Origin of the sequence: Haloarcula halophila, assembly GCF_029278565.1 — an archaeon.
GTDB classification, from domain to species: domain Archaea; phylum Halobacteriota; class Halobacteria; order Halobacteriales; family Haloarculaceae; genus Haloarcula; species Haloarcula halophila.
Genome location: NZ_CP119559.1, coordinates 2,675,145 through 2,698,936, shown reverse-complemented (window position 1 = coordinate 2,698,936; position 23,792 = coordinate 2,675,145). Strand labels below are relative to the sequence as shown.

The window sequence follows — 23,792 nt, the reverse complement described above, 5'->3', positions numbered from 1 at the left end:
TTCGGACTTGTGTATTGAAAAAATTTTGCCTTCGATACTGGCTACTGAGGGAAACAATGAGTTGTATATCGGCAATTGATGGGTTTTGTTTTATGTTAACGAGTACCAGTCTCCGGATCGAGAACGGACCGGACAGCCAGTCAGTGGGACCGGAGGCGACGGGAGCGGGTGAGTGACGGCCGACAAGAGCAACTGTTAGGGGTGCGGCCCGCCACCGCCCCTGTATGACCGACGCCGAGACCCTCGCACAGCGCGTCCGCGAGGGTGAACTCCGCCTGTACGAACTCGAAGACCACGCCGACCCGGACACGGCCGCCACGGCCCGCCGGCGTCTCCTCGCCGCGGAAACCGGTGCCGACCTCTCGACCGTCGGCGACTACGGCTTCGACGCTGGCGAGGCCGACAGCAACATCGAGAACATGGTCGGGACCGCACAGGTCCCGATGGGCGTCGTCGGACCGCTGCCGGTCGACGGCGGGGCGGCCGACGGCGAGCACTACCTCCCGCTGGCGACGACCGAGGGAGCCCTGTTGGCTTCGGTCAACCGCGGCGTCTCGGCCATCCGGACTGCCGGCGGCGCAACCGCACGAGTCCTGAAATCCGGGATGACACGGGCACCGGTGTTCAAGGTCGAGGACGTGGCTGCCGCGGGGGAGGTCTCGGCCTGGGTCCGGGACCACGTCGACCGACTGGCCGCGGCCGCCGAGGGGACGACGAGCCACGGCGAACTCCAGGAGGTCACCCCCTACACCGTCGGGGACAACGTCTTCCTGCGGTTCTCCTACGACACCAAGGACGCGATGGGGATGAACATGGCCACCATCGCGACCGAGGCCGCCTGTGAGGTCGTCGAGAGCGAGACACCGGCCGAACTGGTGGCGCTGTCGGGCAACCTCTGTTCGGACAAGAAACCCGCGGCGATCAACGCCATCGAGGGCCGGGGCCGGACCGTCTCCGCGGATGTCCTCCTCCCCCACGAGCAGGTCCAGCAGCGCCTCGACACGACCACGGACGCCATCGTCGAGGCAAACACCCGCAAGAACCTCGTCGGCTCCGCGAAGGCCGGTGCGCTGGGGTTCAACGCCCACGCGGCCAACGTGATCGCCGCGGCCTTCCTCGCGTTCGGCCAGGACGCCGCCCAGGTCGTCGAGGGCGCAAACACCATCACGACCGTCGACGCCCGCGATGACGGGCTGTACGCCTCGGTGACGCTCTCCTCGCTGGAGGTCGGAACCGTCGGCGGCGGGACGGGACTGCCGACCCAGTCGGAGGCGCTGGAGGTAGTCGGCTACGGCGGCGGCGGCGACCCGCCGGGGAGCAACGCCGACGCGCTCGCGGAGGTCATCGCCGCCGGCGTCCTGGCCGGCGAGCTCTCCCTGCTGGCGGCGCTGTCGTCCCGGCATCTCTCCTCGGCCCACGCCGAACTCGGGCGCTGACGGCGGTTACCGCGACTGGCTCACCAGGAACCCGACGCCGGCGACGAGTACGACCACGCCGGCGAGCAGCAGGTCCCCGTTGCCGAGCAACGGCCCCGCGACCAGCAGCGCCCAGGCGACCGCGAACACGCCGTGGGCGAGCGCGAACAGGCGCTGCCCGCGGCGAGCGAAGACGACCGTCCCGAGCGTGAACCCGGCGGTCAACGCGACGGCCGAGAGCGCGACTGGACTCACCGACAGCCCGCCGATCGGAACCGGACCGACCAGCGGCGTCACCAGGAAGAGCAGTCCGGAGAGCCCGACGAGGCTCCCGACCGCGACCGGCCCTGGTTCCAGATCGAGCGTCGTCGTCATAGGAGTCGGTAGCGCCCCCGGGACTCGGTGACCTCGCCGGCCCTGACGAGCTTTCGTAACGCCGTCCGCGTGTAGTCGGGAGGAACGTCCCGCTCCCGGGCGTAGGCGACGACCTCGTCCTCGCTGGGCGCGTCGAGCGACCGGAGTGCCGCCAGAACCGTCTCCTTCCGTGACTGTCCCCCGCCGGCACCCGTCTCCGCGCGGTCGCCGGCCGCCGCCACGCTGTCGGTGTCGACGCCCGACCGTTCGAGGTACGTCTCGTCGTCGACCCCGGCATCCTCGACCCGGCGCTCCATCTCCGCGACCGAGTCCAGGTCGGCGAAGGCGTCGCCGTGGCCCTGTCGGTTCGCCAGCATCGAGGCCCTGACCTCCCGTGCGTGGGCCTCGTCGTCGGTCTCGACGAACCGCCGGCGCTTGTCGTGTTGCCGGCGGGACCCACAGCGGGGACACTGACTCGTCGCCTGCTCGCCCTCGACGATCCAGAGGGCGCTGCACTCGCTACACCCCACGACGGCGTACATGGTCGGAGGTTAGGCCCGCGTCCGATTGAACGTTCGGATGGCCCGTCGACCCCTGGATTTAGGCCGGTCGCTATCGATCGCCGGGACATGGAGGAAGTTTCCCAGGCAGCCAGCGAGACTGTCGAGGCGGTCGATGGCGTCCACCTGACGCAACTGGTCGTCGGCGAGCGGATGAGCGCCCAGCAGTTCCACATCGAACCCGGCGCCGTCGTCCCGGAACACAGCCACGATCACGAGCAGATCGGCTTCGTCGTCAGTGGCGCGTTCACGTTCTTCATCGACGGCGAGGAGTCCGTCGTCAGTTCGGGTGACTCCTACGTCATCCCCGGCGGTGAACCCCACCGGGTGGAGAACCGGACCGACGAGCCAGTGACCGGTATCGACGTGTTCAGTCCGCCCCGGATCGACCCCGACTGGCGTGGCTGAGACTCGGGCCACTACTGGTTTGTAGGAGTATCCCTAAGTCGGCTCGATGAGACGGCTCGGGCTCCTGATCGTCGGCCTCGCGTTACTGCTTGCGGGCTGTAGCGGGTTCAGCGCACAGGGTGCGAACGAGCCGGTGACACCGGCACCGATCCCCACCGACGAGGTACCGTACCCACCCGGCGTCTCCGAGCGGGCGATCGAGCCGAATGTCCTCGCTCGCTCCCACGAAGGAGCGCTCCGGACGACGAGCTACACGCTGACGACGCGTCAGTACATCGTGGATGCGGACGGGGAGATACTGCGCCGGACGAACCGCTCACGGCAGGTCGCGACAAACGCGACCAGTTACCGCGGCTACTTCTCACAGAACACTACCAAGTACCCCAGCGCCGGGCTCACGACGCGAGTCGACTACTGGACCAACGGGACCGTCGTCGCGACCCGACACCAGGAGCGGACCGGCCGCCAGTCGCTACACATGTGGCTCGCCGAGAACGGCGACCCGATGACCGATCTCACCGCACACCAACGGATCGAGGCCGTACTCGGTGCGGTCAACGTGACCGTCACACGCCACGAATCCGACGGCGACGTCGTCCTGGCCGGCTCGGAGTTCGTCGACCGCGAGCGACTCATCCGGCCGCTGTTCGTCAGTCATCCGACGAACGTCAGCGTCCAGTTACGGGTCCGCTCGGACGGGACCGTCGTCGCGAAACGGGTCGGCTACGACGCCACACTCGGTAGCCACGACGTCCGCGTCGTCCGGGAGACCCGCGTCACCGACGAGGGGACGACGACGATCGACCGGCCGGCGTGGGTCGCGAACGCGACGCTGTCGACCGAGGAGTGACGAAAAATCGTGGGTCGAGTAGGGAGCGTCTCGATATGCTCACGGGGAGAGCCAGGCGGCTCTCTACGAGAGTTGTTCGATGTTCTCGACGACCTTGTCCGCGTACTCGGAGGTCGAGAGCTTGGTGCCGCCCTCGATCTGGCGCTCCAGGTCGTAGGTGACGTCGCCGCTGGAGATGGTCTCCTCGACGGCGTCACGGACGAGTTTGCCGGCGTCCTTCCAGCCCATGTATTCGAGCATCAGGCGACCCGAGAGGATCATCGCGGTCGGGTTGACCTTGTCCTCGCCGGCGTACTTCGGGGCCGAGCCGTGGACCGGCTCCGCGAGACAGCGGGCCTCGCCGAAGTTCGCACCGGGAGCGATGCCGAGGCCGCCGATCTGTGCACCGGCGGCGTCGGACATGTAGTCCCCATTGAGGTTCATCGTCGCGATGACGTCGTACTCGTCGGTCCGGGTCAGTAGCTGCTGGAGCATGTTGTCGGCGATGCGGTCGTTGACGACCAGCGCGTCCTCGGGGGCCTCGCCGTCGTACTCGTCCCACAGCTCGTCCTCGGTAATGACGTCCTCGCCGTACTCCTCCTCGGCGACCTCGTAGCCCCAGTCGCGGAAGGCGCCCTCGGTGAACTTCATGATGTTGCCCTTGTGGACCAGCGTGACCGAATCGCGGTCCTCTTCGAGGGCATACTCGATGGCCTCGCGGACCAGGCGCTTGGTCCCGAACTCGGTGATCGGCTTGACGCCGATGCCGACCGAGCCGTCGTGGATCGTGTTGTCGAAGCCCATCTCCTCCTCGACGAACTCCTTGACCTCCTGGACCTCGTCGGTCCCGGCTTCCCACTCGATGCCGGCGTAGACGTCCTCGGTGTTCTCCCGGAAGGTGACCATGTCCATCTCGCCGGGGTTCTTGACGGGCGACGGGACGCCGTCGAGGTGGTAGGTCGGGCGGACGTTGGCGTAGAGGTCCAGCGTCTTCCGCAGTGCGACGTTCAGCGAACGGAACCCGGCGCCGACGGGCGTCGTCAGCGGGCCCTTGATGGCGACGTTGAACTCCTTGATCGCCTCGACGGTGTCGTCGGGCAGGTTCTCGTCGTACATCTCGCGGGCCGAGGAGCCGGCGTAGACGCGCATCCAGGAGATGTCACGTCCGGTCGCGTTCGCGGCGGCTTCGAGGACCTTCTGGGCGGCGGGACCGACGTCCGTCCCGATCCCGTCCCCGTGGATGATGGGGATGATCGGGTTCTCGGGAACGTCGAGTTCGTTGTCCGCTGTGACTTCGATCGGGTTGCCCTCGTCGGGCACCTCTACTTTGTCGTAATCGTATCCCATATCTCCGGCATCGATACTGTGGCCTAAAGGATTGCCGTTTTGCTGCAAGAACGGTAACGTGAGACACACGAACGTGCTCCTCAGAGCGCGTCGAGCATCGCCAGCAGCTCCCGCGGGCCACTCGAAACGAGCGCCCGCGGGAACCGGCGTCTTGCGTTTCCGACGGCGTCCTCCAGCGCATCCCCGGCGTCCTCGAAGACACCGGTGCCGTGACCGACCAGCACCCGTTCGGGGTCGAGGTCGGCGAACGGCTCCCGAGGCGGGGACAGCCGGAGAAAGAGGTTCATCGCCAGCCGTTCGTTCCCGACGGTGAACGACTCGCCGGTCGAGAGAACGTCGGGGACGTACAGCGTCCCGTCGCGTTCCCGGTAGGCGACGGTCTCGCGCCAGGCCCGCAGCGGGTTCAACCGCCGGAGTTCGAAGTCCGCGAGCGAGTTCGTGACCCGGCGTGTGGGCACGTCCAGCCGCTCGACGACGCGGTTCAACCCCGTCGGGACCGTCACCGGAACGTCGTGGCGTCGGGCGAACGCCGCCGCGTCGCGAGTGTGATAGTCCGCGAGGACGGCCACGCCGACGACCTCGCCGAGATCGGCGTACACGTCGGTCACGTCCGGCGCGTCCAGCGGGTCCAGCAGCCAGACGCCGCCGTCGTCGTCACGGATCGCGTGGCTCGTCCGGCAGCCGCCTTCTTCGGGGTGGGCCTGCCAGCCGACGCCGTCGGGAAAGCGGTCGACGATCCGGGGTTCGGTCGCCTCGTCGCGGGCGTACATCGGCATGGCTGACACGGGAGCAGCCACCGAGAAAGGGGTTCAGGTTCCGGCAGGGGGCTACTGGATGCGGGTGCCGAGCGGCGCGTCCTCGTGAGTGGTCAGCAGGTCGGCCTCGTCGCCCGCAGCGAGTACCATCCCGTTGGACTCGATACCGAACAGCTCGGCTTTCTCCATGTTGGCCAGCAAGATGACCCGCGTCCCCGGAAGCTCCTCGACGTCGTGGAGCTTCGCGAGGCCGGCGACGACCTGGCGGACCTCGTGACCGATATCGACCTCCAGGCGGAGGAGCTTGTCGGCGTCCTCAACCGGCTCGGCGGTGACGATCTCGCCGACGCGCATGTCGATCCCCTCGAAGTCCTCGAAGCCGATCCGCTCCTCGACAAGCGGTTCGAGGTCGACCGTCTCCTCGGCGTCGCTCTCACTGTCGTCTCCGCCGTCCTCGCTCGCAGCCTCAACGCGACGCTGGAGCTGTTCCTGGAGGGCCTCGATGTGGTCGTCCTCGACTTGCTCGAACAGTTCGACGGGCTCGTCGAACTCGGCGGGCGGTTCCGAAAGCGCCGTCTCCAGGGTCACGTCGGCCACGGAACCCCGTTCGCCGAGTTGGCCCCACAGCCGCTCGGCCTTCCCGGGCATGACCGGCTGCATGACGACGGCGACGGCCTTGGTCAACTGCACGCAGTCCCGGATGACTTGTGCCGCTTCCTCGGGTTCCTCGCCGACCAGGTTCCAGGGCTCGTTGCGCTGGATGTACTCGTTGCCGTAGTTCGACAGTTCGATCGCGACCTCGGCCAGCGATCGGATGTCGTACTCCCTGACGGCGGTCTCGAACGTCTCGATCGCGTCCTCGATGCGCGCCTCGACGTCGTCGCTGACCGCGGCCTCGGGCGTGCCGTCGTAGTTCCGGTGGGCGAACAGCAGCGACCGGTAGGCGAAGTTGCCGACGTTGCCGACCAGTTCGCCGTTGACCCGCTCGGCGAAGCGGTCCCAGGAGAAGTCGACGTCCATCTCCAGGCCCGCGCCGGTGGCGATGTAGTACCGGAACAGATCGGGGTGGAAGCCCGCGTCGAGGTATTCGTCGGCCCAGACGGCGCGGTTCCGGGAGGTCGAGAGCGCCTTGCCGTCGATCCCGACGAAACCGGTCGCCAGGATCGTCCGGGGTTCGTTGTACCCCGCACCCCGCAGCATCGCCGGCCAGAAGACGGCGTGGTGCTGGATGATGTCACGGCCGATGACGTGGATGATCTCGCCGTTGTCCGCGCTCCAGTCGGCCTCCCACTCGGTGCCGTGCTCGGCGTCGCCGTCGAGTTTCCAGACGTCTTCCCAGTCGTACTCGTCGGCACCGACCCGTTCGGAGTACTGTTTCGTCGAGGCGACGTACTCGATGGGCGCGTCGACCCAGACGTACAGCACGAGGTCCTCGCCGTCTTCGCCCGGGTAATCCACGCCCCAGTCCATGTCCCGGGTGATACAGAGGTCCTGTAGCTCGCCCTCGATCCACTCGCGGGGCTGGTTCTGGGCGTTGTCGGTCCCCTCCAGGCGATCGAGATATCCCTGAAGGTACTCCTGGAAGTCCGCCAGGCGGAGGAACTTGTGTTCCCGCTCGCGGTACTCCGCGGGGTTGCCCGTGATCGTACTCACGGGGTCCTCGATCTCGCCGGGTTCGAGGTGGCGCTGGCACCCCTCGTCGCACTCGTCGCCGCGGGCCTGCTCGCCGCAGTACGGACAGGTCCCCTCAACGAAGCGGTCGGGGAGTGGCTGGTCCTCCTCGGTGTCCCAGGCGACCTGGATCTCCTTCTCGTGGACGTGATCGGTGTCGATCCAGGAACGGACGAACTCCTGGGTGAGTTCGGTGTTCGTCTCGTCGTCGGTGTGCCCGTAGTTGTCGAACTCGACGTTGAACCGCGGGAACGTCTCGGCGTAGGTCTCGTGGTACTCCAGGGCGAACTCGCGGGGCTCGACGCCCTGCTGGGCGGCGTTGACCGCTACCGGCGTCCCGTGCATGTCCGACCCACTGACGAAGGCAGTCTGTTGGCCGATACGACGCAGGGCACGCGAGAGGGCGTCCCCGTCGACGTAGGTCCGGAGGTGGCCCACGTGGAGGTCGCCGTTGGCGTAGGGCAACCCACAGGTCACCACCGCCGGCTGATCCGTCGGGAACTCGTCGTGGCTCATACCCGGTGTGTGCCGCCCACGGGTCAAAAGGGGGGCGGTTTCCGGGCGCGCCGTCGTGTATTGGCCGCGTCGGTCGTGAGTGAACGCGACGACGCCACCCGTACTACAACAGCGCGAGCGTCCCGCCGGCCAGTCCCAGCGTGACCAGCAGACGACCCGCGCTGCCAGCGAACGTCGCCGCGCCGAACCGGAGGTAGTCCTCTTCGAGAACGGTAAAGGCGTAGATCGACAGCGTGTCCGGGAAGAAGGGGACACACAGCGCCAGCGCGAGGCCGACGTAGCCGTACTTCTTCGCGATCTGGATCGTCTTCTTCTCGGACCACTCGATGATGTCGAACCTGGACTGCTTGATCCACCGGACCAGCGGGCCGTACTCCTTTGCCTCCTGTCCGATGTGGAAGGCGAAGAGACTCCCCAGGGCCTTCCCGAACGCGCTGACGACGATGATGACCGCCATGTTCCCCGTCGTCGACAGCCCCAAGCGGAGCGTCTCGGCGGGGACGAGGACGACCTCGCTCGGCAAGGGGAGGATGAACGCGATCAGAAACGAGTAGAGTCCGATGATGCCCAGCCCCGTCGGCCCCGTCGCGGTACAGACTGCCTCCTCTAACGGGGACAGAGCCGTTCCCGACGACGTACAGTCGGCCGCGAAGATTATCATCGCGTGGAGGGGCGCTACCAGGTCCACACCCCCCCATAGCAATCAGGGGGTTCTAAACCTTGGTATGTTTTCTCCGTAGTCCACAATACTCCCCGCGAACGATCTGCGGACCGCTGGCGCTGCCGACGGGGCGACCGATCGACTACGGCAGTGTGAACGGGTGCCAGCCGGTCGGTTGGTCCGGGAGGCCACGGACCCTGAGTTCGTTGTCCCCGTCGTCGCTCTCCCGGACCTCGATCCGGCCGTCGGCGACCTGGCTCAGCGTGTTGACCGTCTTCGTGTCGTGGGTCGTGGGATCGATCGCGAACACCCCGAGCCCGTCGGCACTGTCGATACGGCCCGAGAGGGTCTGTGCGAACTGGAACAGCGATCGCAGGTCGACGTACATCGACAGCGAGGAGAGACTGATGAGACTGGTCCGGACGCGACCGCCCGTCGCGTCGGCGTACAGTGACTCGTACAGTGCCGAGAACTTCATCCCGATGCCGGTCAGATCGCTCTGGGTCGAGACGTACTTGACGTTCACGCCGGGTGGTGACTGTCCGATCTCCTGTCCGCTACAGTCGATGACACCCACCATGTCGGTGTCGAGCGACGGATGGGTCTGTCGGCAGGCGTCGAGGACTTTCTTGTGTGTCTTGTTCGTCGAGATGTACAGCGCCCCTTCGCCGGCGCTGTTCCCGTCGGTGACCATCGAACGTGCCAGGTCCTCGGTCCGGCTGAGTGCCGGGCCGGCGACGAGCACTGTCGTCCCCGGTGCCACCGGTTCGAGTGGCACACCGTCGCCGAACCCGTACGCCGAGTCGCTCTCGGAACTCACCGGTGGCTCCCCTCCAGGGCCTGGTTCGCATCGACCTGGGCACGTAACTCGATGAGATCCATCGCCACAGACGCGAGGTCCCGGAGGTACGCCTCGTCGGCCGGCGAGAACGAGCGTGGTTCGTCGTCGTAGATGCACAACGGCCCGATCACCAGGCCTGCGCTCGTGACGAGGTTCGCACCCATGTACGCCCGGATACCCAGTTCGAGAAGCGAGTCACTCCGGGATTCGAACCGCGGGTCGTCGGTGACGTCCTCGACGGTCATGACGTCGTCGTCTTCGAGGATCGTGAACGTACAGATCGAGTCCTCGCGGTCCATCGTCTCCCAGTCCTCGGCGCCGCCGTAGCAGGCCAGGAACTCCTGGCTGTGTTCGCTGATGATGTTGATCGACGCTTGATCGACGTCGAAGTGTGTGGCCGCGAGGTCGGTGATCCGGTCCAGCGAGGAGAGTAACTCCTCGTCGTCGAGGTCGTACGAGCGGAGGGCGGCGATCCGCTCGGCCTCGTTCTGCGGGACCGGATACGTGTTCTGGGTCCGCGACTCGATCGTCGTCCGGAGCAACTCGACGAGCCGTTCGGCCCCGAACACCGACCCCTTGCCCACGTACTCCGTGATCGACCCGCGGAGTTCGTCGGTGTCGATCGTGTCGGGGTCGGTCTCGGTGTAGAGGATACAGCCTGCGTCCGGACACCGCTCTCTGGCCGTGTTGATGAGATCGAACCCCGTCCCGTCGGGAAGTGTATACTCGGTGATGATCGCGGCTGTCTCCCTGGTCAGTGCGGCCTCCGCATCGCCGAGTGTCGCCGCCGTTTCGACGCTGTAATCGAACCCATCCAGTTCCGACCGGATCGTCTCGACAGTGTCGGCACGAACACCCTCGTCCGGGTCGACACAGAGAATGCGGTCTGTCATTCGAATCCTGGGTGAGAGTTGTCAGTGACGACTATGTACGTACTGGCCCGCGTATCAACAGCGAAAACGGGCGGTCAGTACCAGTCCAGGTCCGCCACGCCACCTTTTTCCGCGTCGGGTGACCTCGCGGCGCTTCGCGCCGCTGCGGGCACCCTCCTCGAAAAACGTGGGCGAAAAAGCCGCTCGGACGCCGCTGGCGTCCTCGCGGGCAGCATCACTCAGTACCAGTCCAGGTCCGCCACGAACGACCGCAGCATCGACCGGGTGACGTGGGGCATACAGACGACGCGCATCTCGCCGGCACCGGTCTTGGAGACGCGCCAGCCGCGGTCGCGCAGTTCGTCGGTCATCGGCACCGAGAGGTCCGCCGCGACGAGCGGGAGTTCCGGGCCGACGACCTCGTGGCCGCGGGCGTCCAGTTGATCGGCCAGCCACTCGGCGTTGGCCATCGAGCGCTCGTACTGCTCGCGGTAGCCGGCCGGCCACAGCGCCTCCATGGCCGCGACCGCCGAGGCGACACCGGCCCCCGAACGCGTGCCGGTCAGGGTCAACTGGCTCGTCGACTCCAGATACGGCGTCTCGACGGCCAACTCATCTAGGAGCGAACGATCCCGTGCCAGCAGCCCGCCGGCGGGGACCGCCGCCTGGCCGACCTTGTGCGGGTCGATGGTCATCGTGTCCACGTCCGCGTGGCCGAAGTGCCAGTCGTGGTCGGTGAAGGGGAGGTAGAACCCGCCCCAGGCGGCGTCGACGTGACAGAGCGCGTCGGCGTCCGTCGCGAGGTCGGCGATCGCGGGGATGGGGTCGACGTAGCCGTACTCCGTCGAACCGGCGACCCCGACCACACAGATGGTGTCGTCGTCGATCAGTTCCGCCATGGCCTCGACGTTCACACGGTGGTCCGTCGCGGGAGCGGTCCGCAACTCGACGCCGAGCACGTCGGCGGCCTTTGTAAAGGAGAAGTGGGCGTGGACCGGAGCGACGACGTTCGGATCGTCGGTGTCGGCGCGGTTCCTGGCGATCCGGATCGCCTGGATGTTGGCCTCGGTCCCGCCCGAGGCGACGTAGCCCGCCGGCTCCGGCAGGCCAGTTAGCTCACCGAGGGAGTCGACGGCCTCGGCTTCCAGTTCCGCGACCGTCTCGTACGTGCCGGGATCGCCGGGATTCGTCGCGAGGAACCGTTCTGCTGCCTCGCGGGCCGTCGGATGTGGGACCGTACACATCGACGAGAGGACGCGTTCGAACTCCTGTGGCTCGGCCCGCTGAAGCATTCTATCCGGTATACGGCGGGCAACCGGTTTATCGGTTTTGCTCGGCCGACGGCCGCCCGAGTATCAAAGTTGATCGCGTTAGGTATCGCTCTTTTTATATGATCCGTCGATCGTGCTGTATATGAACAGAAACGTTCTCTGTGTCGACACCGACCAGCGGATCGACGCGGTCGCGGATACGATCGACGCTGACGACTCGCTGACGGCGCTGCGGGCGACTTCGGTCGCCGAGGCGACGGCGACACTCGACGACGCTCCGGTGGTCTGTGTGGTGACTGCCTACGACCTCGACGACGGGACAGGTCTCGACGTGGTGGCCGCCGTCCGCGAACAACTGCCACAGACACCGACAGTCCTCTTTACCGACCGGCGGCCCGACGAGATCGACACCGAGTCGTTCGGGGAGACGATCGTCGAGTATCTCAACCGTGACCTGCCGGACGCCGACGATCGCCTCCAGTTCATCACCAACGACGTCATCGACCACAGCGCACAGGTCAGTTTCCTCGCGCCCGAGGACGAGGACGAACGGCTCGACGCCCTGGCCCGCTACGAGGTCGAATCGCTGCCGATCACCGAGAGCTTCGAACGGCTGACGGACCTGATCGCCGAGCACTTCGACGCGGCGGTCTCCTTTATCGGCCTCATCGAGCGCGACGAGGAGAACCTGCTGGCCTGTCACGGTGGCGACTGGGACTCGGTGACCCGCGAGGAGACGATCTGTACCCACAGCATGCTTCAGGAGGACGTGATGGTCGTCGAGGACATCCGTGCTGACGGGCGGTTCAGCGAGAACGAACTGCTAGAGAACCTGGGGATCAGGTCCTACGCCGGCGCGAACATGACCACGCCCGACGGCCACGTGATCGGACAGGTCTGCCTGCTGGATTACGAGGTCCGGTCCTACGACGACGAGGAACGCGCGCGCCTCCAGCAGTTCGCCGAGACCGCGATGGAGATCCTGGAACTCCGCCAGTCGCTGCGGGACGCACAGGCCGGGGGGACGGCCGTCGGTCCGGACGCCGCCGACACCGCAGAGGTGGAGCGATGAGCGTCACAGAGCGCGGCTTCGCGGTCGAGACCGGGGCGCTCGGCCCGATCCCGAGCGGGACGAGTATCCTGCTGACCGGCGACGACACCGACGCTCTGGAGGCGGTGTTCCACGGCTTCGTCGCGCCCGACACCGACGAGTCGAGCGTCGTCCTGGCGACCGATCTTACCGGTCGGTCGGTCCAGCGCTCGCTCGACGACGCCCGCCGGCAGTCCGACGAGCGTTCGTACGTGTTGACCGCCGAGGGCCGGGGCGGCTCGAACGTCGAGACGATCGACGACCTGAGCGATCTCACGCGGCTGGGGATGGAGTTCTCCTCGCTGGTCGCTACCTCACAGCAGGACGCCGAGCGGTTCCGGACCGGAATCCTGCTGTGTTCAGAGCTCTGCCAGGCCGTCGAGGACACCCGTTCGGTCTATCGGTTCCTCAACTCCAGTTTCCTGACCGACCTCCGCCGGGGCGACGGGATCGGCGTCTGTGCACTGAACACCGACGACGACGTGGGCGGCGACGCCAACAGCATCGTCAGCGGCCTCAAGACCTCCTTTTCGGTACATATCGAGGTCGAGAAGACCGGCGTTCGGGAGGCCGAACTCACAGTCGATGGACTCCCGGACGCTCAGGAGACGGTCACAGTGTCGCTGTAGCCCGTTCACAGCAGCCGGGTGAGTGTCGCCGAGCGAGACGAGGTGATGAGCCGTCGCCTGGTCACCAGTTCGAGGGACCGATCTTCTTGGTCGCCTTCGCCCGAAAGCCCGTCGGTCCGACGAGTGACTCGAACACCGTCTGGCGCTCCGAGTCCAGCGCGCCGCCGAAGGAGCCGACCCGCATCGTTCGGTAGGTCTCGAACCCTTTGTCGTTGGAGTAGAAGTAGACGGCACCGTGGAGCAGGCCGTGGATTCGATCGTCGTCACGAACGGCGCTGGCCCGTCGGTCGAGTTTGACGTATGCGACGTTGCCCCAGTTGACGACGGCTTCCCGCAGTCCCATGAGAAAGGCGATCTCCCGGCCCTGCGAGAGACCGAACTCGGTCGCGCGCTCGATATCCGACAGCGAATCGATCACGAGGATGTCGCCGGTCGCCTCGGTGATCTCCTCGCTGATGTCTTCGAGTAGGTCCCCGAACGTGGCGTCGTCGGCCGCCTCGTCCTCGCCCTCGACGGTCGTCTCCGCCGTCTCGATCTCGCTGTCGCCCCGGCGAGCGTCGAACAGCGCCTTCGGGACCGGGAGCAGTTCCATGAACCGCTGGGAGAAGTCGACGACGGTCATGTTCTCGGTCAGCGTCTCGAACTGGTAGCCATCGAGCACCGCGTCCAGTTCGCTGTAGACGTGCTCGCGGTCCTGTGAGAGCGTGACGTAGGTGACCGACTCCGGGATCGTGTCGCTCCGACGGGCGATCCCGTTGGGGACCATCTCCGGGGTGTGTTTCGCCAGCATCAGCGTCGCCAGACTCGTATAGACGAACGCGTCCCCACCGGCGTCGGGCGCACCGGCGACCAGAACCGTACTCCCGGTCGGGATTCCCCGGAGGGTGCCGTCCAGACCCGGGATACCGAACGGCATGTACGAGACGCCCGCACTGATACTCTTGGCCTCTGGCGCAGACGGAGTCATACCACAACGACGGCGACGGCCGTAAAAAGTAGTGTGGAGGCCGATCAGCGGACCGACTCCAGGAGCAGCCGCTGTTCGACCCGCTTGACCTCGTGTTGGACGTCACGGACCGCGTCGATGTTCGGCGAGATGGAAGTGACACCCTCGTCGACGAGGAACTGGACCATCTCGGGTTTCGAGGCCGCCTGGCCACAGATGCTCGTCGCCACGTCGTTCTCCCGGCAGGTACCGATAACCTGGCTCATCAGGTCCAGCACGGCCGGGTGGAGTTCGTCGAATCGGTCGGCGACGGTGCCGTTGTTGCGGTCGACCGCCAGCGTATACTGGGTGAGGTCGTTGGTGCCGAAAGAGACGAAGTCCAGCCCTGTCTCACACAGCTCCTCGATACACAGCGCGCTGGCGGGCGTCTCGACCATCACGCCCCAGCGGCGCTTTTCGGGGTCGATGCCGACCTCCCGCATGAGCGACTTGGCGCGCAGGATGTCCTCGGCGTCGGTCACCAGCGGGAGCATCAACTCGACGTTGTCGTAGCCCAGGTCGAACAGCCGCTCGAAGGCCCGGAGTTCGAGTTTGAACTCGCCGGGCCGGTCCAGCGACCGGCGGATACCCCGGTAGCCAAGCATCGGGTTGTGCTCACTGGGTTCGTCCTCGCCGCCCTGGAGCTGTCGGAACTCGTCGGAGGGCGCATCCAGCGTCCGGACCCGCACCGGCCGGGGGTAGAACGCTTCCGCGGCGGTCCGGACGCCCTCGACGATCTCGTCGATATAGGCCCGTTCCCCGTGGTCCTCGACGTAGCGAGCCGGCGTCTTGTCCGTCGAGAGGATCATATGCTCGATGCGGAGCAGGCCGACCCCGTCGGCGCCGGTCGCCGCGGCCCGTTCGGCGGCCTCGGGGATAGAGACGTTGACCTTCACCTCGGTCCCGGTCATCGGTTTGACCGCGGAACGCTCGCTGGTCGGCTGGTCGGCCGGTTCGGACTCCTCGTCGTCTTCGGTGGTGACCGAAGTCCCCTGTTCGACAGTGCCCATATCGCCGTCGAGCGTGACCGTCTGGCCGTCGCGGAGCCTGTCGGTTGCGTCCTCGGCACCGACGACTGCCGGGACGCCCAACTCGCGGGAGACGATGGCCGCGTGGCTCGTCATCCCACCCTCGTCGGTGACGATGCCGGCCGCTCGCTTCATCGCCGGCACCATGTCGGGCGTGGTCATCTCGGCGACGATGATGTCGCCCTCCGAGACCTTGTCGAGGTTGTCGAGTTTGGTGACCACACTGACCGTCCCGGTCACCGTGCCCGGGCTGGAGCCGATGCCCGTCAGACGGACAGTGTCGGGGGCTTCCATCTCGCCGCCGTCGGCGACGCCGGCCGCCGTCGCGTCGGTCGTTTCGTCGGCGCTCTCCTCGGCGCTTTCGGCCGCCCCCTCGTCGATGGTCGTGATCGGTCGGGACTGGAGGACGTAGATGGTGTCGTCGTCGATCGCCCACTCTACGTCCTGTGGCTCGTCGTAGTGGTCCTCGACCCGCTGGCCGATCGCCAACAGGCGCTCGATCTCGTCGGCCGAGAGGACTCGCTCGGTGCGTTTCTCCTCGGGGACCGAACGCTCGATCGTCTCGCCGTCCTCGCCGCGGACACACATCACCTTCTTGTCGGCGACGGTGGCTTCCTCGACCTCGCCGCTCTCGCGATCGACGATATAGTTGTCCGGCGAGACAGCCCCGGAGACGACGGCCTCGCCCAGCCCCCACGCGGCTTCGAGGATTGCCTTCGGTGCCCCGGTCGAGGGATGACTCGTGAACATGACGCCGGACTTCTCGGCGTCGACCATCTCCTGGACGACGACCGCGATGTCGACGTCGACGTGGGAAAAGCCCTGTTCCTGGCGGTAGTAGATCGCCCGCTGGGTGAACAGCGAGGCCCAGCATTCCTTGACGCGATCGAGCAGGTCGGCCCGCGAGACGTTCAGGAACGTCTCCTGCTGGCCGGCGAAGGAGGCGTCGGGCAGGTCCTCCGCGGTCGCCGAAGAGCGGACCGCGACATCCGACTCCCCCATCTGGTCGTACGCGGCGAGCAGGTCCTCGCGTACCGACGGGGGCGTGTCGGTCTCCAGGATGAGTTCCTGTGCGCGTTCGGCGGCCGCCGCGAGCGCCTGTGAGTCGTCGCTGTCGATATCGACCGTCTCGAACAGCTCCGTGTCGATCCCCGATTCTTCGATGAACGAACGATAGGTGTCGGCCGTGACGACGAACGCCGACGGAACCGGCAGCCCGGCCGCGGTGAGTTCTCCGAGAGACGCTGCCTTGCCGCCGACCACGTCGAGGTCGTCGGCACCGATATCGTCGAGCCACAGTGTTGGCATTGACTCATCGAGTTGTTCATGAACGACGAGTATGATCTTTCCGGTCGCGGCATTCCCGGCTTCCGTTCACTCGAAACCGAGACAATCAGATCTCGATGATGTCGTCGTCCTCGGCGGCCGGCGGGACGGTGATATCGCCGGACAGCGACGTGACTCCGCGGCCACCGATCCACACTTCGAGTCCGTCGGTATCGACCGTCACTGTCCCCGGACGGTCGATGAAGTGACCCTGCTCGACGACCACCTGCTCGACCGTACTGTCGATTGCGCCGTGCCGGCGGATGTAGGCACCACAGGCTCCGGCAGCAGTCCCAGTGACGGGGTCTTCGGCGATGCCGGCAAGCGGGGCGAACGCTCGCCCGTGGAGCGTCGATCGGCCGCTGATCGTGTCGAACGTGAACGGGTAGATCCCCTCGGCGTCGACCGCCCTGCAGAGTTCCTCGATCGCGGTCACGTCGGGGTCGATACTGCCGAGATGTTCGAAGTAGTTCACCGGGACGACCAGCCACGGGAACCCCGTATCGGCGACCGACAGGGGGAGGTCCGCACCCACGTCCCGGAGCGTCGCTACGTCGAGTCCGAGCGCGTCTGCGACCCGCTGTTCGTCGAGGTCGACCGTCCGGATGTCGGCCTCGTCCTGTTCCATCCAGACCATGTCGTTTTCCTTCGTCTCGACCTCGAAGACGCCGGCTTCCGTCGCCATCGTGTGCTGGCCGTCCTCGACGACTCCCCGTTCGGCGAGGGCCGCGTGCGCAGCGACGGTCGCGTGCCCACAGAGGTCGACTTCCCGTTCCGGCGAGAAGAATCGGAGCCGCCGGTCGGCGTCACTGTCGGTGGCCGGGAGGACGAACGCCGTCTCGCTGGCCCCCAATTCGCTGGCGACGGCCCGCATCTGGTCGGCTGTCAGTCCCTCGGCCTCGGGCACCACACCGGCCGGGTTGCCGGCCAGTGGCTCGTCGGCGAAGGCATCGACGAGCAGCGCCTGTCTCGTCTCCATGCCCGCCCGTTGTGGGGTTGCAGTGATAACCTTTGTCGGTGTCCGGCGCGGATTGATGTCCGTTCGCGACCGACGGTCGGTATGCTCCCCCCGTTCGTCCGGCGCTGTCCCGACTGTGGATACCTCGGCTGGAGCCACCGGTTCGCCGTCGTCGAGCGGCCGCCACAGGTGGTCGCCTGCCCGTCGTGTGACCACCGATTCGGCCCTGTTGAACTGAGCGCCGTCCTGAAACCGTTAAGTCCCGGCGCACAAGCGATGACACATGGGCGAGTTACCGGAGGAGTTTCCGTGTACCATCACCAACTGGGAGTACATCTACGGGCTCTGCCGCGACGTAGCCGACGAGGTGAAAGCGGCCGACTTCGAACCGGACGTCATCGTTGCGCTGGCACGCGGCGGCTGGTTCGCCGGGCGGTGTCTCTGTGACTTCCTGGGATTGGACGATCTGGCGAGTCTGAAGGTCGAACACTACGTCGGGACGGCACAGAAAAGCGGCGAGCCGGAAGTCCGCTATCCGCTGGCCGACGGCGCAGTCGACGGCAAGGACGTTCTGATCGTCGACGATATCGCCGACACCGGCGGCTCCATCTCGATGGCCGCCGAGTGTGTCGAGGACAATGCTCCCGCGAGTGTGCGGACGGCCACGCTCCAGTTGCTCCAGACCAGCGAGTACGAACCCGACTTCGTCGGCGAACGGCTCGATACCTGGCAGTGGGTGGTCTATCCGTGGAACTTCGTCGAGGACATGATCGAACTGCTCGAAGGCGTCATGGAGAAATCCGACCGACAGCACCACACCGCCGAGGACCTCCGGAAGCTCCTCGCGGAGTACCACGGGGTCACCCGCATCTCGATGGAGGTCGCACAGCCCGGTCGGCTCGACGAAGTCCTCACCGAGATGGAGCGTCGGGCCGTCGCCGAGGGGACGACGACCGCTGACGGGACCGACGCCTGGCGACTCGCCGACGGTTAGCTGTCGTCGCCGTCTTCCTCGTCGACGGGGACGGAGACGGGGCCGTCGTCATCGTCATCGTCGTGGTCGTGTCGGTGTTCCTGTTCCATATCACCCAGCGCGTAGCCGACCGCGTAGCCGGTCGACCCGCCGACGAGTCCGCCGATGCTCGCGCCGACGGGGCCGCCGGGAGAGCCCAGCACTGCGCCGACGAATCCGCCGACGGTCGCCGACCGTTCCGCCGCTCGTTCGGGGTCCTCGTCCAGGGGATCGCAGTCGTTGCCAGTCATGGGACAGCCGGTGGTTCGGGTCGCTCGGTTGAAACGTTTTCGTGACTGGCCTACCGGTCGCTGGCTTCCTCGTGGATCTCGATCCACTCCCGGAGCGGCCCCCTGATCCCGTCGACATCGACGTTGACACCCCCGTTGAACCGCCAGGTCGCCTGCGGGGAGTCGTCGCCGAAACGGATCGGGACAGTCACCGTGAGGTCCTCGGCCTCCAGATAGATCGACTCCTCGCGGTCGACCGTCTCGTCGAGGAGTCGCTCGACGGCGGCCAGCAACTCCTCCGGGTCGGGCTCCGGGACGCCCGCTTGTTGGCTCATATCCACACCAACGATGGCCGTCGTCTTGTGTGTTGTGCGGGCTCGACCCGCGGAGTCTTGAACGTGGGACCGCTACGGACCCCATGGAGGAACGAACGGGGACGTTCCGCGTCTTCCGTGTCGTCGAGTCGGTGCCCCACGTCAACTTCTTCGACACGGCGGAGACGCGGTTGTACACGGTGTTCCAGTCGGGCTACGATGAGCAGTCGACCGTCGACAGTCTGCGGACCGGCGATCTCGTCGAGGCGACACTCGCCGGTGACCCGGAGGACCCCGACGACCCCTGGTCGATCCAGTCCGTCGAGCGGATCGGCGGCGTCGCGATGGACTTCGCCGTCGACGCGGAGCCCCCGGCGGTCGCCAGAGAGCTGTGGGAGCCGGGACTGGACCACCCCGCCAGGGCGATCCTCAAAGAAGACGGCACGCCCGTCGCGGAGGTGTACGTCCAGCCGCGCGACCCGCTGCCCGGCGGATCGTTCGTCCCGAGCGTCCTCACCGGGCTGGTCCCGATGGAACCGTGGCTGACCGAGCTACCGAGCGTCGGAGAGCCGGTGACGGACGCGCTGTTCGTCGATCCCGACCCGCCGGATACCGACCAGTACAGCCACCCCTACGGCGTCGTCGTCTTGTTTTCCGACGGCGCCGACGAGACGCTCGCGGAGTTCCGCGAGCTGTACGACTGCCCGCGCGAAGCCGACACCCGGCCCGACTACGACCCCTACGGGATCTGAGCCGGTCAGACCGAGACCACGATCGGCACCGGCACGAAACAGAGGACGCCCAGCAGCAGTGTCAGGACGCCGACTGCGCTCCGGCCGGGACCCAGCGGCGTCTCGTCGAAGGGAGTCACCGCGCCGGCACGGCTGAACACCAGCGCGAGGACGCCCCAGAACCCCCAGAGGAAGGCGCCCTGACCGCGCTCGAACGCGACGAGGTAGCCCGCGAGCCCGAACAGTGCGACCGGGACGACGAGCTGGACGCTGCCGAACCGCTCGCCGACCAGCGACCGGACGACGTGAGCGCCGTCCAGTTGGCCGACCGGCAGCAGGTTCAGGAACGTGACGAAGGCGCCGACCCACCCCGCGATGACGACCGGGTTGACGATCGTCGTCGGGTCCGAATACTGTAGCGGTTCACCGACGAGCACGGCGATCCCCTGGATCAACGGCGGAAAGCCCAGTTCGACCTGGGTGACGACGCCGCCGGCGACCTGGACCGGCGGGAGCGTGACGCCGACGGCCGTCACGACCACCGTAGCGACGAGGCCGGCCAGCGGCCCCGCGACCCCGATGTCGAACAGCGCGCGCCGGTCCGGGATGTTGTCGTTCATCCGAATGACCGCGCCCAGCGTCCCGATGACGTTGAACGGCAGCGGGATGAAGTACGGGAGGCTGGCCTCGACCCGGTGGTACCGGCTCAACACGTAGTGGCCCGACTCGTGGATCGCGAGGATACCCAGGACGCCCGCGGCGAAGGGCCAGGCCTGGATGATCGAGGCGGGGTCCCCCAGCACGTCGAGGCCGTACCAGCGGCTCCCGGCAAACAGCGTCGACAGCAGCGTCGCGGCCGCCAGGAGGACGTTCGTCCACGGGACGCCGTCGACGCCGACCGAGCGCTGCTGGGCGACCAGGACGTGTTCGCCCATCTCCTCCCGGAGCGCGACCCGGTACCCCCGTTGACGGAACAGCGGCCCGATCCGCTGGAGGATCGTGTCGCTGTCGACGACCGGATCGCCGTAATACTTGACACCCTCGTCGGTCGCCGCGTCGACTTCGTAGACGCGAAAGCTCTCCGCCAGCCGTCTCGGGGCCGGAAGGTCCTCGGGCAGGCGCTCGGCGTCCCGGACGGTGCCTGCCAGACGGTCGCCGGGAAACTCACCCGGGAGGGAGTCCTCACTCATCGTGCCGGCTAGGGACTCGACCCGTTTAGGCTGTTTGCCGGAGCCGGCTCGGTGCATCGGTTGCCGGAGCCGGCCCGGAGCATTATAGTCGTACACGTCCACGGCGAAGGTATGGATATCTCCGAGAGCGATCTTCCCGGCGTCGGGAAGAAACACGAGATCGAGATCGGGGGCGACAAGCGCCTGGTCATCGTCACCCACAACACCGGAAAACGCCAGCTCTTCCTGAAAGACGGCTCCGACGCCGACTCCGAGGAACTGTTCGAACTCTCGGACCAGCTAGCCCGAACCGTCGGGACGATCCTAGAGGGGGCGTACTTCCAGCCGGTCGCCTCCGAGAGCGTCGAGACGATGCTCGCCGAAGGGACGCTTCTAGAGTGGTACGCCATCGGGGACGACTCGCCGCTGGTCGGCGAGACCCTGCGAAGCGCCGACGTGGCCAACCGCACCGGCGTCACCGTCGTCGCCATCCAGCGCGAGGACGAGGTGCTCTCGGACACGCTGGCCGAGACCGAACTCCGGGCTGGCGACACGCTCGTCGCCGTCGGCGACCGGGAGAGTTGCGACCAGTTCGAGGACCTGCTGACGGGGGACGCGTAGGTGTCTCCCCGCACCTGCGGAGGTGACGTGGAGTGGCAAACCTGTTAGAAGTCGGCGTGATGTTCGCGGCCATCGCGGCCGCTGGCGTGCTCTCGACCCGGCTGGACAAGTCCGTCATCCCCTTCTACATCGTCGTCGGGATGGTGCTCTCGCCGTCGGTCGCCGGCCAGTTCTCGGTCGGCGGCTACGCGGTGCCGAGCGTCGAGTCCACCGAGTTCGTCGAGATCGGTGCCGAACTCGGGATCGTCTTCCTCCTCTTCTTCCTGGGCCTGGAGTTCAATCCGAGTCGACTCGTCGAGAGCCGCGACCGCATCGTCCGGGCTGGCGTCATCGACTTCGCGGTGAACTTCACCGCGGGTCTCCTGTTGGGGTTCGTCCTCTTCGGCGACCCGCTGGCTGCCCTGCTGGTCGCCGGTATCGTCTACATCTCCTCGTCGGCGATCATCACGAAGTCGCTCATCGACCTGGGGTGGATCGCCAACGACGAGGCCGACCCGCTACTGGGGACACTCGTCTTCGAGGACCTCGTCATCGCCGTCTACCTGACGATCGCTGCCGCGCTCGTCGCGGGCGGGAACGATCTCGTGGAGACGGTAACCTCCGTCGGCGTCGCCGTCGGCTTCATCCTCGCGCTCGTCCTGGTCGTCTACCTGGGGACCGCGTGGTTCGAGCGGTCGCTGGCAACCAGTTCCCGGGAGTTCACCGTCCTCCGGGCGATCGGGATCACGGTGCTCGTCGCCGGCGCGGCCCTGGCGCTGGGCGTCAGCGAGGCCGTCGCGGCCTTCTTCGTCGGGATGGCCTTCGCCTCGACCTCCCACGTCCACGACCTGTCGGAACTGCTCGAACCGATCCGGGACACCTTCGCCGCGGTCTTTTTCTTCTGGATCGGCGTCGAGACCGACCCCGCGCTGGTCGCCGGGGTCGCGGGTCTGGTCGCCGTCGCGGCCGTCGTCTCGGTCCCGACGAAAGCCGTCTCGGGCTATCTCGGCGGCCGCGTCTACGGCCTCAGTATCCGGCGCTCGACGCGGGTCGGCCTGGGGATGGTCACCCGCGGGGAGTTCTCGCTGATCATCGCCGCCGTGGCGCTGACCGGCGCCGGCGGGTCGCTGTCGGCCGCGATGGCCGGAGAGCTCTACTCGTTTGCCGTCGGCTACGTCCTCGTGATGAGCATCCTCGGCACGCTGTTGATGCAGTACTCCGAACCGATCGAGACCGCCGTCGAGTCCCGACTCGGCGGGTGATCAGTCCGCGACGGCCTCTTCAGAACTCAGCACCGCGTTGGGGTCCTGTATCCAGAGGTCGCCGAAGAGGTCGTCCTGCTGGAGACGGACCTGCCCGCGGTGGGCCAGAAAGAGCAGTCCCAGGAACGTCTCGACGCGGGTGCCGCCGGCGGTCTCGACTTCCTCGTACAGCACCTCCTCGCGGCCCTGGTCGTAGTGTTCCCGGACGGCTGCGTGGACGTCCTCGATGATCGCGTCCATGTCCTCCGCGTGGGCCGTTCCGGTGACGTCGTCGACCGTCGGCTCGTCGTCCATCCGGAAGTCGTCGTTGGCCCGGTAGTCCAGTTCCTGTGTCCCGCGGTCGTAGCCGCTCGGGGAGTCGCTGGTGTCGTACTCCCGGGACTCCTTCCACCAGGAGTCCCGTTCTGCCTCCCGGAGGTCACGGACGAGTTCGTCCAGCGTCTGTGGCATTCCCCGGGCGCGCCGGCGTTCGAGCCGCCGGTCCATCTCGGACTCCAGTGCGGTGAACGGGTCCGGGTCTTCGATCGGCGCGTCCTCGGTCATCGCCTGTTCCCAGGGTTCTGCGGGTTCTTCGGCTGGCTCGTCCTCTCCGAGCATCGCGTCGCTTTTCATCCGGATGAGCACGGAGGCGTAGAACAGGACCCGCCCGGAGGTCCGCAGGTCCGCGTCGTCGATGTGGTCGAGGAACTTGTCGGTCACCTCGACGACGTCGATGTCCCAGGGATCGATCTCCCCGTCGTCGGCCAACTGGACGAGCACCTCGACGGGTTCGACCTCCTCGTCTTCGCCGTCGGCTGTCCCTTCCTCCGGCGAGTCGTCGAGCAGCGACTCCGCGTCGTCGGAGCCTGGCGGCTCCCTTTCCTCGCGGGTCCCGTCGCTCCCCGCTTGACTGTCGGAGCCTGGCGGCTCCCTGTCCTCGTGTCCGCTGATGTCCAGGGGGATGTCGTCGTCTGTCATT

The 23,792-nt window shown here is 66.9% G+C and carries 25 protein-coding genes; 9 read left to right on the top strand and 16 right to left on the bottom strand.

From position 1 onward, the window contains the following. The first annotated feature begins 224 nt into the window (after positions 1–224). Positions 225–1,436, top strand: coding sequence for a hydroxymethylglutaryl-CoA reductase (NADPH) (gene hmgA, locus P0204_RS14195; protein ID WP_276180357.1), 1,212 nt, complete (start codon positions 225–227; stop codon positions 1,434–1,436). 6 nt (positions 1,437–1,442) lie between these two features. Here hmgA and P0204_RS14190 read toward each other — a convergent pair whose 3' ends face one another. Both P0204_RS14190 and P0204_RS14185 read right to left on the bottom strand, forming a co-directional pair. Beyond that, positions 1,443–1,790 (bottom strand): hypothetical protein, encoded by a 348-nt coding sequence (locus tag P0204_RS14190; RefSeq protein WP_276180355.1) that lies wholly within the window; start codon positions 1,788–1,790, stop codon positions 1,443–1,445. Continuing rightward, positions 1,787–2,311, bottom strand: a complete 525-nt coding sequence (locus tag P0204_RS14185) for a DUF5817 domain-containing protein (RefSeq protein WP_276180353.1) — start codon at positions 2,309–2,311, stop codon at positions 1,787–1,789. Before P0204_RS14185 ends, P0204_RS14190 begins: the two co-directional genes overlap by 4 nt. Before the next feature lie 87 nt (positions 2,312–2,398). Between P0204_RS14185 and P0204_RS14180 the strand changes: the two genes are divergently transcribed. Beyond that, entirely contained in the window at positions 2,399–2,737 is a 339-nt protein-coding gene (locus P0204_RS14180) for a cupin domain-containing protein (protein WP_276180351.1), read from the top strand. Between the two features lie 46 nt (positions 2,738–2,783). Next, positions 2,784–3,587 (top strand): hypothetical protein, encoded by an 804-nt coding sequence (locus P0204_RS14175; RefSeq protein ID WP_276180349.1) that lies wholly within the window; start codon positions 2,784–2,786, stop codon positions 3,585–3,587. Positions 3,588–3,650: 63 nt separating this feature from the next. On the opposite strand, the gene icd is transcribed toward P0204_RS14175, so the two are convergent. The 7 genes from icd to mfnA form a co-directional block, all read right to left on the bottom strand. Beyond that, on the bottom strand, positions 3,651–4,913 hold the full coding sequence (gene icd / locus P0204_RS14170) for an isocitrate dehydrogenase (NADP(+)) (RefSeq protein WP_276180347.1): 1,263 nt from the start codon (positions 4,911–4,913) through the stop codon (positions 3,651–3,653). A gap of 80 nt (positions 4,914–4,993) precedes the next feature. After that, positions 4,994–5,689, bottom strand: a complete 696-nt coding sequence (locus P0204_RS14165; protein ID WP_276180345.1) for a hypothetical protein — start codon at positions 5,687–5,689, stop codon at positions 4,994–4,996. A gap of 51 nt (positions 5,690–5,740) precedes the next feature. Continuing rightward, positions 5,741–7,855: a methionine--tRNA ligase gene (metG, locus tag P0204_RS14160; protein WP_276180343.1), complete on the bottom strand. Its 2,115-nt coding sequence runs from the start codon at positions 7,853–7,855 to the stop codon at positions 5,741–5,743. 103 nt (positions 7,856–7,958) lie between these two features. Beyond that, positions 7,959–8,543 (bottom strand): YqaA family protein, encoded by a 585-nt coding sequence (locus tag P0204_RS14155; protein ID WP_379801845.1) that lies wholly within the window; start codon positions 8,541–8,543, stop codon positions 7,959–7,961. Positions 8,544–8,658: 115 nt separating this feature from the next. Beyond that, entirely contained in the window at positions 8,659–9,336 is a 678-nt protein-coding gene (locus P0204_RS14150; RefSeq protein WP_276180341.1) for a DUF7504 family protein, read from the bottom strand. After that, positions 9,333–10,250 (bottom strand): GAF domain-containing protein, encoded by a 918-nt coding sequence (locus P0204_RS14145; protein ID WP_276180339.1) that lies wholly within the window; start codon positions 10,248–10,250, stop codon positions 9,333–9,335. The genes P0204_RS14150 and P0204_RS14145 overlap by 4 nt, the downstream gene beginning before the upstream one ends. 218 nt (positions 10,251–10,468) lie before the next feature. Continuing rightward, positions 10,469–11,521, bottom strand: a complete 1,053-nt coding sequence (gene mfnA / locus P0204_RS14140; RefSeq protein WP_276180337.1) for a tyrosine decarboxylase MfnA — start codon at positions 11,519–11,521, stop codon at positions 10,469–10,471. A 121-nt stretch (positions 11,522–11,642) separates the two neighbouring features. On the opposite strand from mfnA, the gene P0204_RS14135 reads away from it, so the two are divergent. Beyond that, on the top strand, positions 11,643–12,572 hold the full coding sequence (locus P0204_RS14135; protein ID WP_276180335.1) for a GAF domain-containing protein: 930 nt from the start codon (positions 11,643–11,645) through the stop codon (positions 12,570–12,572). Beyond that, a complete protein-coding gene (locus P0204_RS14130) occupies positions 12,569–13,219 on the top strand; it encodes a DUF7504 family protein (protein WP_276180333.1) in 651 nt (216 codons plus the stop codon). Before P0204_RS14135 ends, P0204_RS14130 begins: the two co-directional genes overlap by 4 nt. Before the next feature lie 61 nt (positions 13,220–13,280). On the opposite strand, the gene P0204_RS14125 is transcribed toward P0204_RS14130, so the two are convergent. The 3 genes from P0204_RS14125 to P0204_RS14115 all read right to left on the bottom strand — a co-directional run bounded on the left by P0204_RS14125 (position 13,281) and on the right by P0204_RS14115 (position 17,537). Further along, complete coding sequence (locus tag P0204_RS14125) at positions 13,281–14,186, bottom strand: RAD55 family ATPase (RefSeq protein WP_276180331.1); 906 nt, start codon at positions 14,184–14,186, stop codon at positions 13,281–13,283. Between the two features lie 44 nt (positions 14,187–14,230). Beyond that, positions 14,231–16,540 (bottom strand): phosphoenolpyruvate synthase, encoded by a 2,310-nt coding sequence (ppsA, locus tag P0204_RS14120; protein ID WP_276180329.1) that lies wholly within the window; start codon positions 16,538–16,540, stop codon positions 14,231–14,233. An 85-nt stretch (positions 16,541–16,625) separates the two neighbouring features. After that, positions 16,626–17,537 (bottom strand): PhzF family phenazine biosynthesis protein, encoded by a 912-nt coding sequence (locus tag P0204_RS14115; protein ID WP_276180326.1) that lies wholly within the window; start codon positions 17,535–17,537, stop codon positions 16,626–16,628. Between the two features lie 262 nt (positions 17,538–17,799). On the opposite strand from P0204_RS14115, the gene P0204_RS14110 reads away from it, so the two are divergent. Continuing rightward, entirely contained in the window at positions 17,800–18,510 is a 711-nt protein-coding gene (locus P0204_RS14110; protein WP_276180324.1) for a phosphoribosyltransferase, read from the top strand. Here the strand turns inward: P0204_RS14110 and P0204_RS14105 are convergent. Both P0204_RS14105 and P0204_RS14100 read right to left on the bottom strand, forming a co-directional pair. Next, on the bottom strand, positions 18,507–18,779 hold the full coding sequence (locus P0204_RS14105; protein WP_276180321.1) for a hypothetical protein: 273 nt from the start codon (positions 18,777–18,779) through the stop codon (positions 18,507–18,509). The genes P0204_RS14110 and P0204_RS14105 overlap by 4 nt on opposite strands. A gap of 50 nt (positions 18,780–18,829) precedes the next feature. Further along, positions 18,830–19,093: a hypothetical protein gene (locus P0204_RS14100; protein ID WP_276180319.1), complete on the bottom strand. Its 264-nt coding sequence runs from the start codon at positions 19,091–19,093 to the stop codon at positions 18,830–18,832. A gap of 83 nt (positions 19,094–19,176) precedes the next feature. Between P0204_RS14100 and P0204_RS14095 the strand changes: the two genes are divergently transcribed. Next, the gene (locus P0204_RS14095) at positions 19,177–19,824 is read left to right on the top strand and encodes a hypothetical protein (protein ID WP_276180317.1); all 648 of its coding nucleotides are present in this window, start codon (positions 19,177–19,179) and stop codon (positions 19,822–19,824) included. Between the two features lie 5 nt (positions 19,825–19,829). On the opposite strand, the gene P0204_RS14090 is transcribed toward P0204_RS14095, so the two are convergent. Next, positions 19,830–20,993, bottom strand: coding sequence for a site-2 protease family protein (locus tag P0204_RS14090; protein WP_276180315.1), 1,164 nt, complete (start codon positions 20,991–20,993; stop codon positions 19,830–19,832). 111 nt (positions 20,994–21,104) lie between these two features. Here P0204_RS14090 and P0204_RS14085 point away from each other — a divergent pair, with 111 nt between their 5' ends. Together P0204_RS14085 and P0204_RS14080 are read left to right on the top strand one after the other, a co-directional pair. Next, a complete protein-coding gene (locus tag P0204_RS14085; RefSeq protein ID WP_276180313.1) occupies positions 21,105–21,593 on the top strand; it encodes a cation:proton antiporter regulatory subunit in 489 nt (162 codons plus the stop codon). 32 nt (positions 21,594–21,625) lie between these two features. After that, the gene (locus P0204_RS14080; RefSeq protein ID WP_276180311.1) at positions 21,626–22,834 is read left to right on the top strand and encodes a cation:proton antiporter; all 1,209 of its coding nucleotides are present in this window, start codon (positions 21,626–21,628) and stop codon (positions 22,832–22,834) included. Here the strand turns inward: P0204_RS14080 and P0204_RS14075 are convergent, their stop codons facing one another. Next, complete coding sequence (locus P0204_RS14075) at positions 22,835–23,791, bottom strand: segregation/condensation protein A (RefSeq protein ID WP_276180309.1); 957 nt, start codon at positions 23,789–23,791, stop codon at positions 22,835–22,837. Position 23,792: the final 1 nt, after the last annotated feature.

Bases quoted from the DNA above. Each gene is read 5' to 3' on its own strand.
- hmgA (WP_276180357.1), top strand. From the start codon at position 225: ATGACCGACGCCGAGACCCTCGCACAGCGCGTCCGCGAGGGTGAACTC.
- P0204_RS14190 (WP_276180355.1), bottom strand. From the start codon at position 1,790: ATGACGACGACGCTCGATCTGGAACCAGGGCCGGTCGCGGTCGGGAGC.
- P0204_RS14185 (WP_276180353.1), bottom strand. From the start codon at position 2,311: ATGTACGCCGTCGTGGGGTGTAGCGAGTGCAGCGCCCTCTGGATCGTC.
- P0204_RS14180 (WP_276180351.1), top strand. From the start codon at position 2,399: ATGGAGGAAGTTTCCCAGGCAGCCAGCGAGACTGTCGAGGCGGTCGAT.
- P0204_RS14175 (WP_276180349.1), top strand. From the start codon at position 2,784: ATGAGACGGCTCGGGCTCCTGATCGTCGGCCTCGCGTTACTGCTTGCG.
- icd (WP_276180347.1), bottom strand. From the start codon at position 4,913: ATGGGATACGATTACGACAAAGTAGAGGTGCCCGACGAGGGCAACCCG.
- P0204_RS14165 (WP_276180345.1), bottom strand. From the start codon at position 5,689: ATGCCGATGTACGCCCGCGACGAGGCGACCGAACCCCGGATCGTCGAC.
- metG (WP_276180343.1), bottom strand. From the start codon at position 7,855: ATGAGCCACGACGAGTTCCCGACGGATCAGCCGGCGGTGGTGACCTGT.
- P0204_RS14145 (WP_276180339.1), bottom strand. From the start codon at position 10,250: ATGACAGACCGCATTCTCTGTGTCGACCCGGACGAGGGTGTTCGTGCC.
- mfnA (WP_276180337.1), bottom strand. From the start codon at position 11,521: ATGCTTCAGCGGGCCGAGCCACAGGAGTTCGAACGCGTCCTCTCGTCG.
- P0204_RS14135 (WP_276180335.1), top strand. From the start codon at position 11,643: ATGAACAGAAACGTTCTCTGTGTCGACACCGACCAGCGGATCGACGCG.
- P0204_RS14130 (WP_276180333.1), top strand. From the start codon at position 12,569: ATGAGCGTCACAGAGCGCGGCTTCGCGGTCGAGACCGGGGCGCTCGGC.
- P0204_RS14125 (WP_276180331.1), bottom strand. From the start codon at position 14,186: ATGACTCCGTCTGCGCCAGAGGCCAAGAGTATCAGTGCGGGCGTCTCG.
- ppsA (WP_276180329.1), bottom strand. From the start codon at position 16,540: ATGCCAACACTGTGGCTCGACGATATCGGTGCCGACGACCTCGACGTG.
- P0204_RS14115 (WP_276180326.1), bottom strand. From the start codon at position 17,537: ATGGAGACGAGACAGGCGCTGCTCGTCGATGCCTTCGCCGACGAGCCA.
- P0204_RS14110 (WP_276180324.1), top strand. From the start codon at position 17,800: ATGGGCGAGTTACCGGAGGAGTTTCCGTGTACCATCACCAACTGGGAG.
- P0204_RS14105 (WP_276180321.1), bottom strand. From the start codon at position 18,779: ATGACTGGCAACGACTGCGATCCCCTGGACGAGGACCCCGAACGAGCG.
- P0204_RS14100 (WP_276180319.1), bottom strand. From the start codon at position 19,093: ATGAGCCAACAAGCGGGCGTCCCGGAGCCCGACCCGGAGGAGTTGCTG.
- P0204_RS14095 (WP_276180317.1), top strand. From the start codon at position 19,177: ATGGAGGAACGAACGGGGACGTTCCGCGTCTTCCGTGTCGTCGAGTCG.
- P0204_RS14090 (WP_276180315.1), bottom strand. From the start codon at position 20,993: ATGAGTGAGGACTCCCTCCCGGGTGAGTTTCCCGGCGACCGTCTGGCA.
- P0204_RS14085 (WP_276180313.1), top strand. From the start codon at position 21,105: ATGGATATCTCCGAGAGCGATCTTCCCGGCGTCGGGAAGAAACACGAG.
- P0204_RS14075 (WP_276180309.1), bottom strand. From the start codon at position 23,791: ATGACAGACGACGACATCCCCCTGGACATCAGCGGACACGAGGACAGG.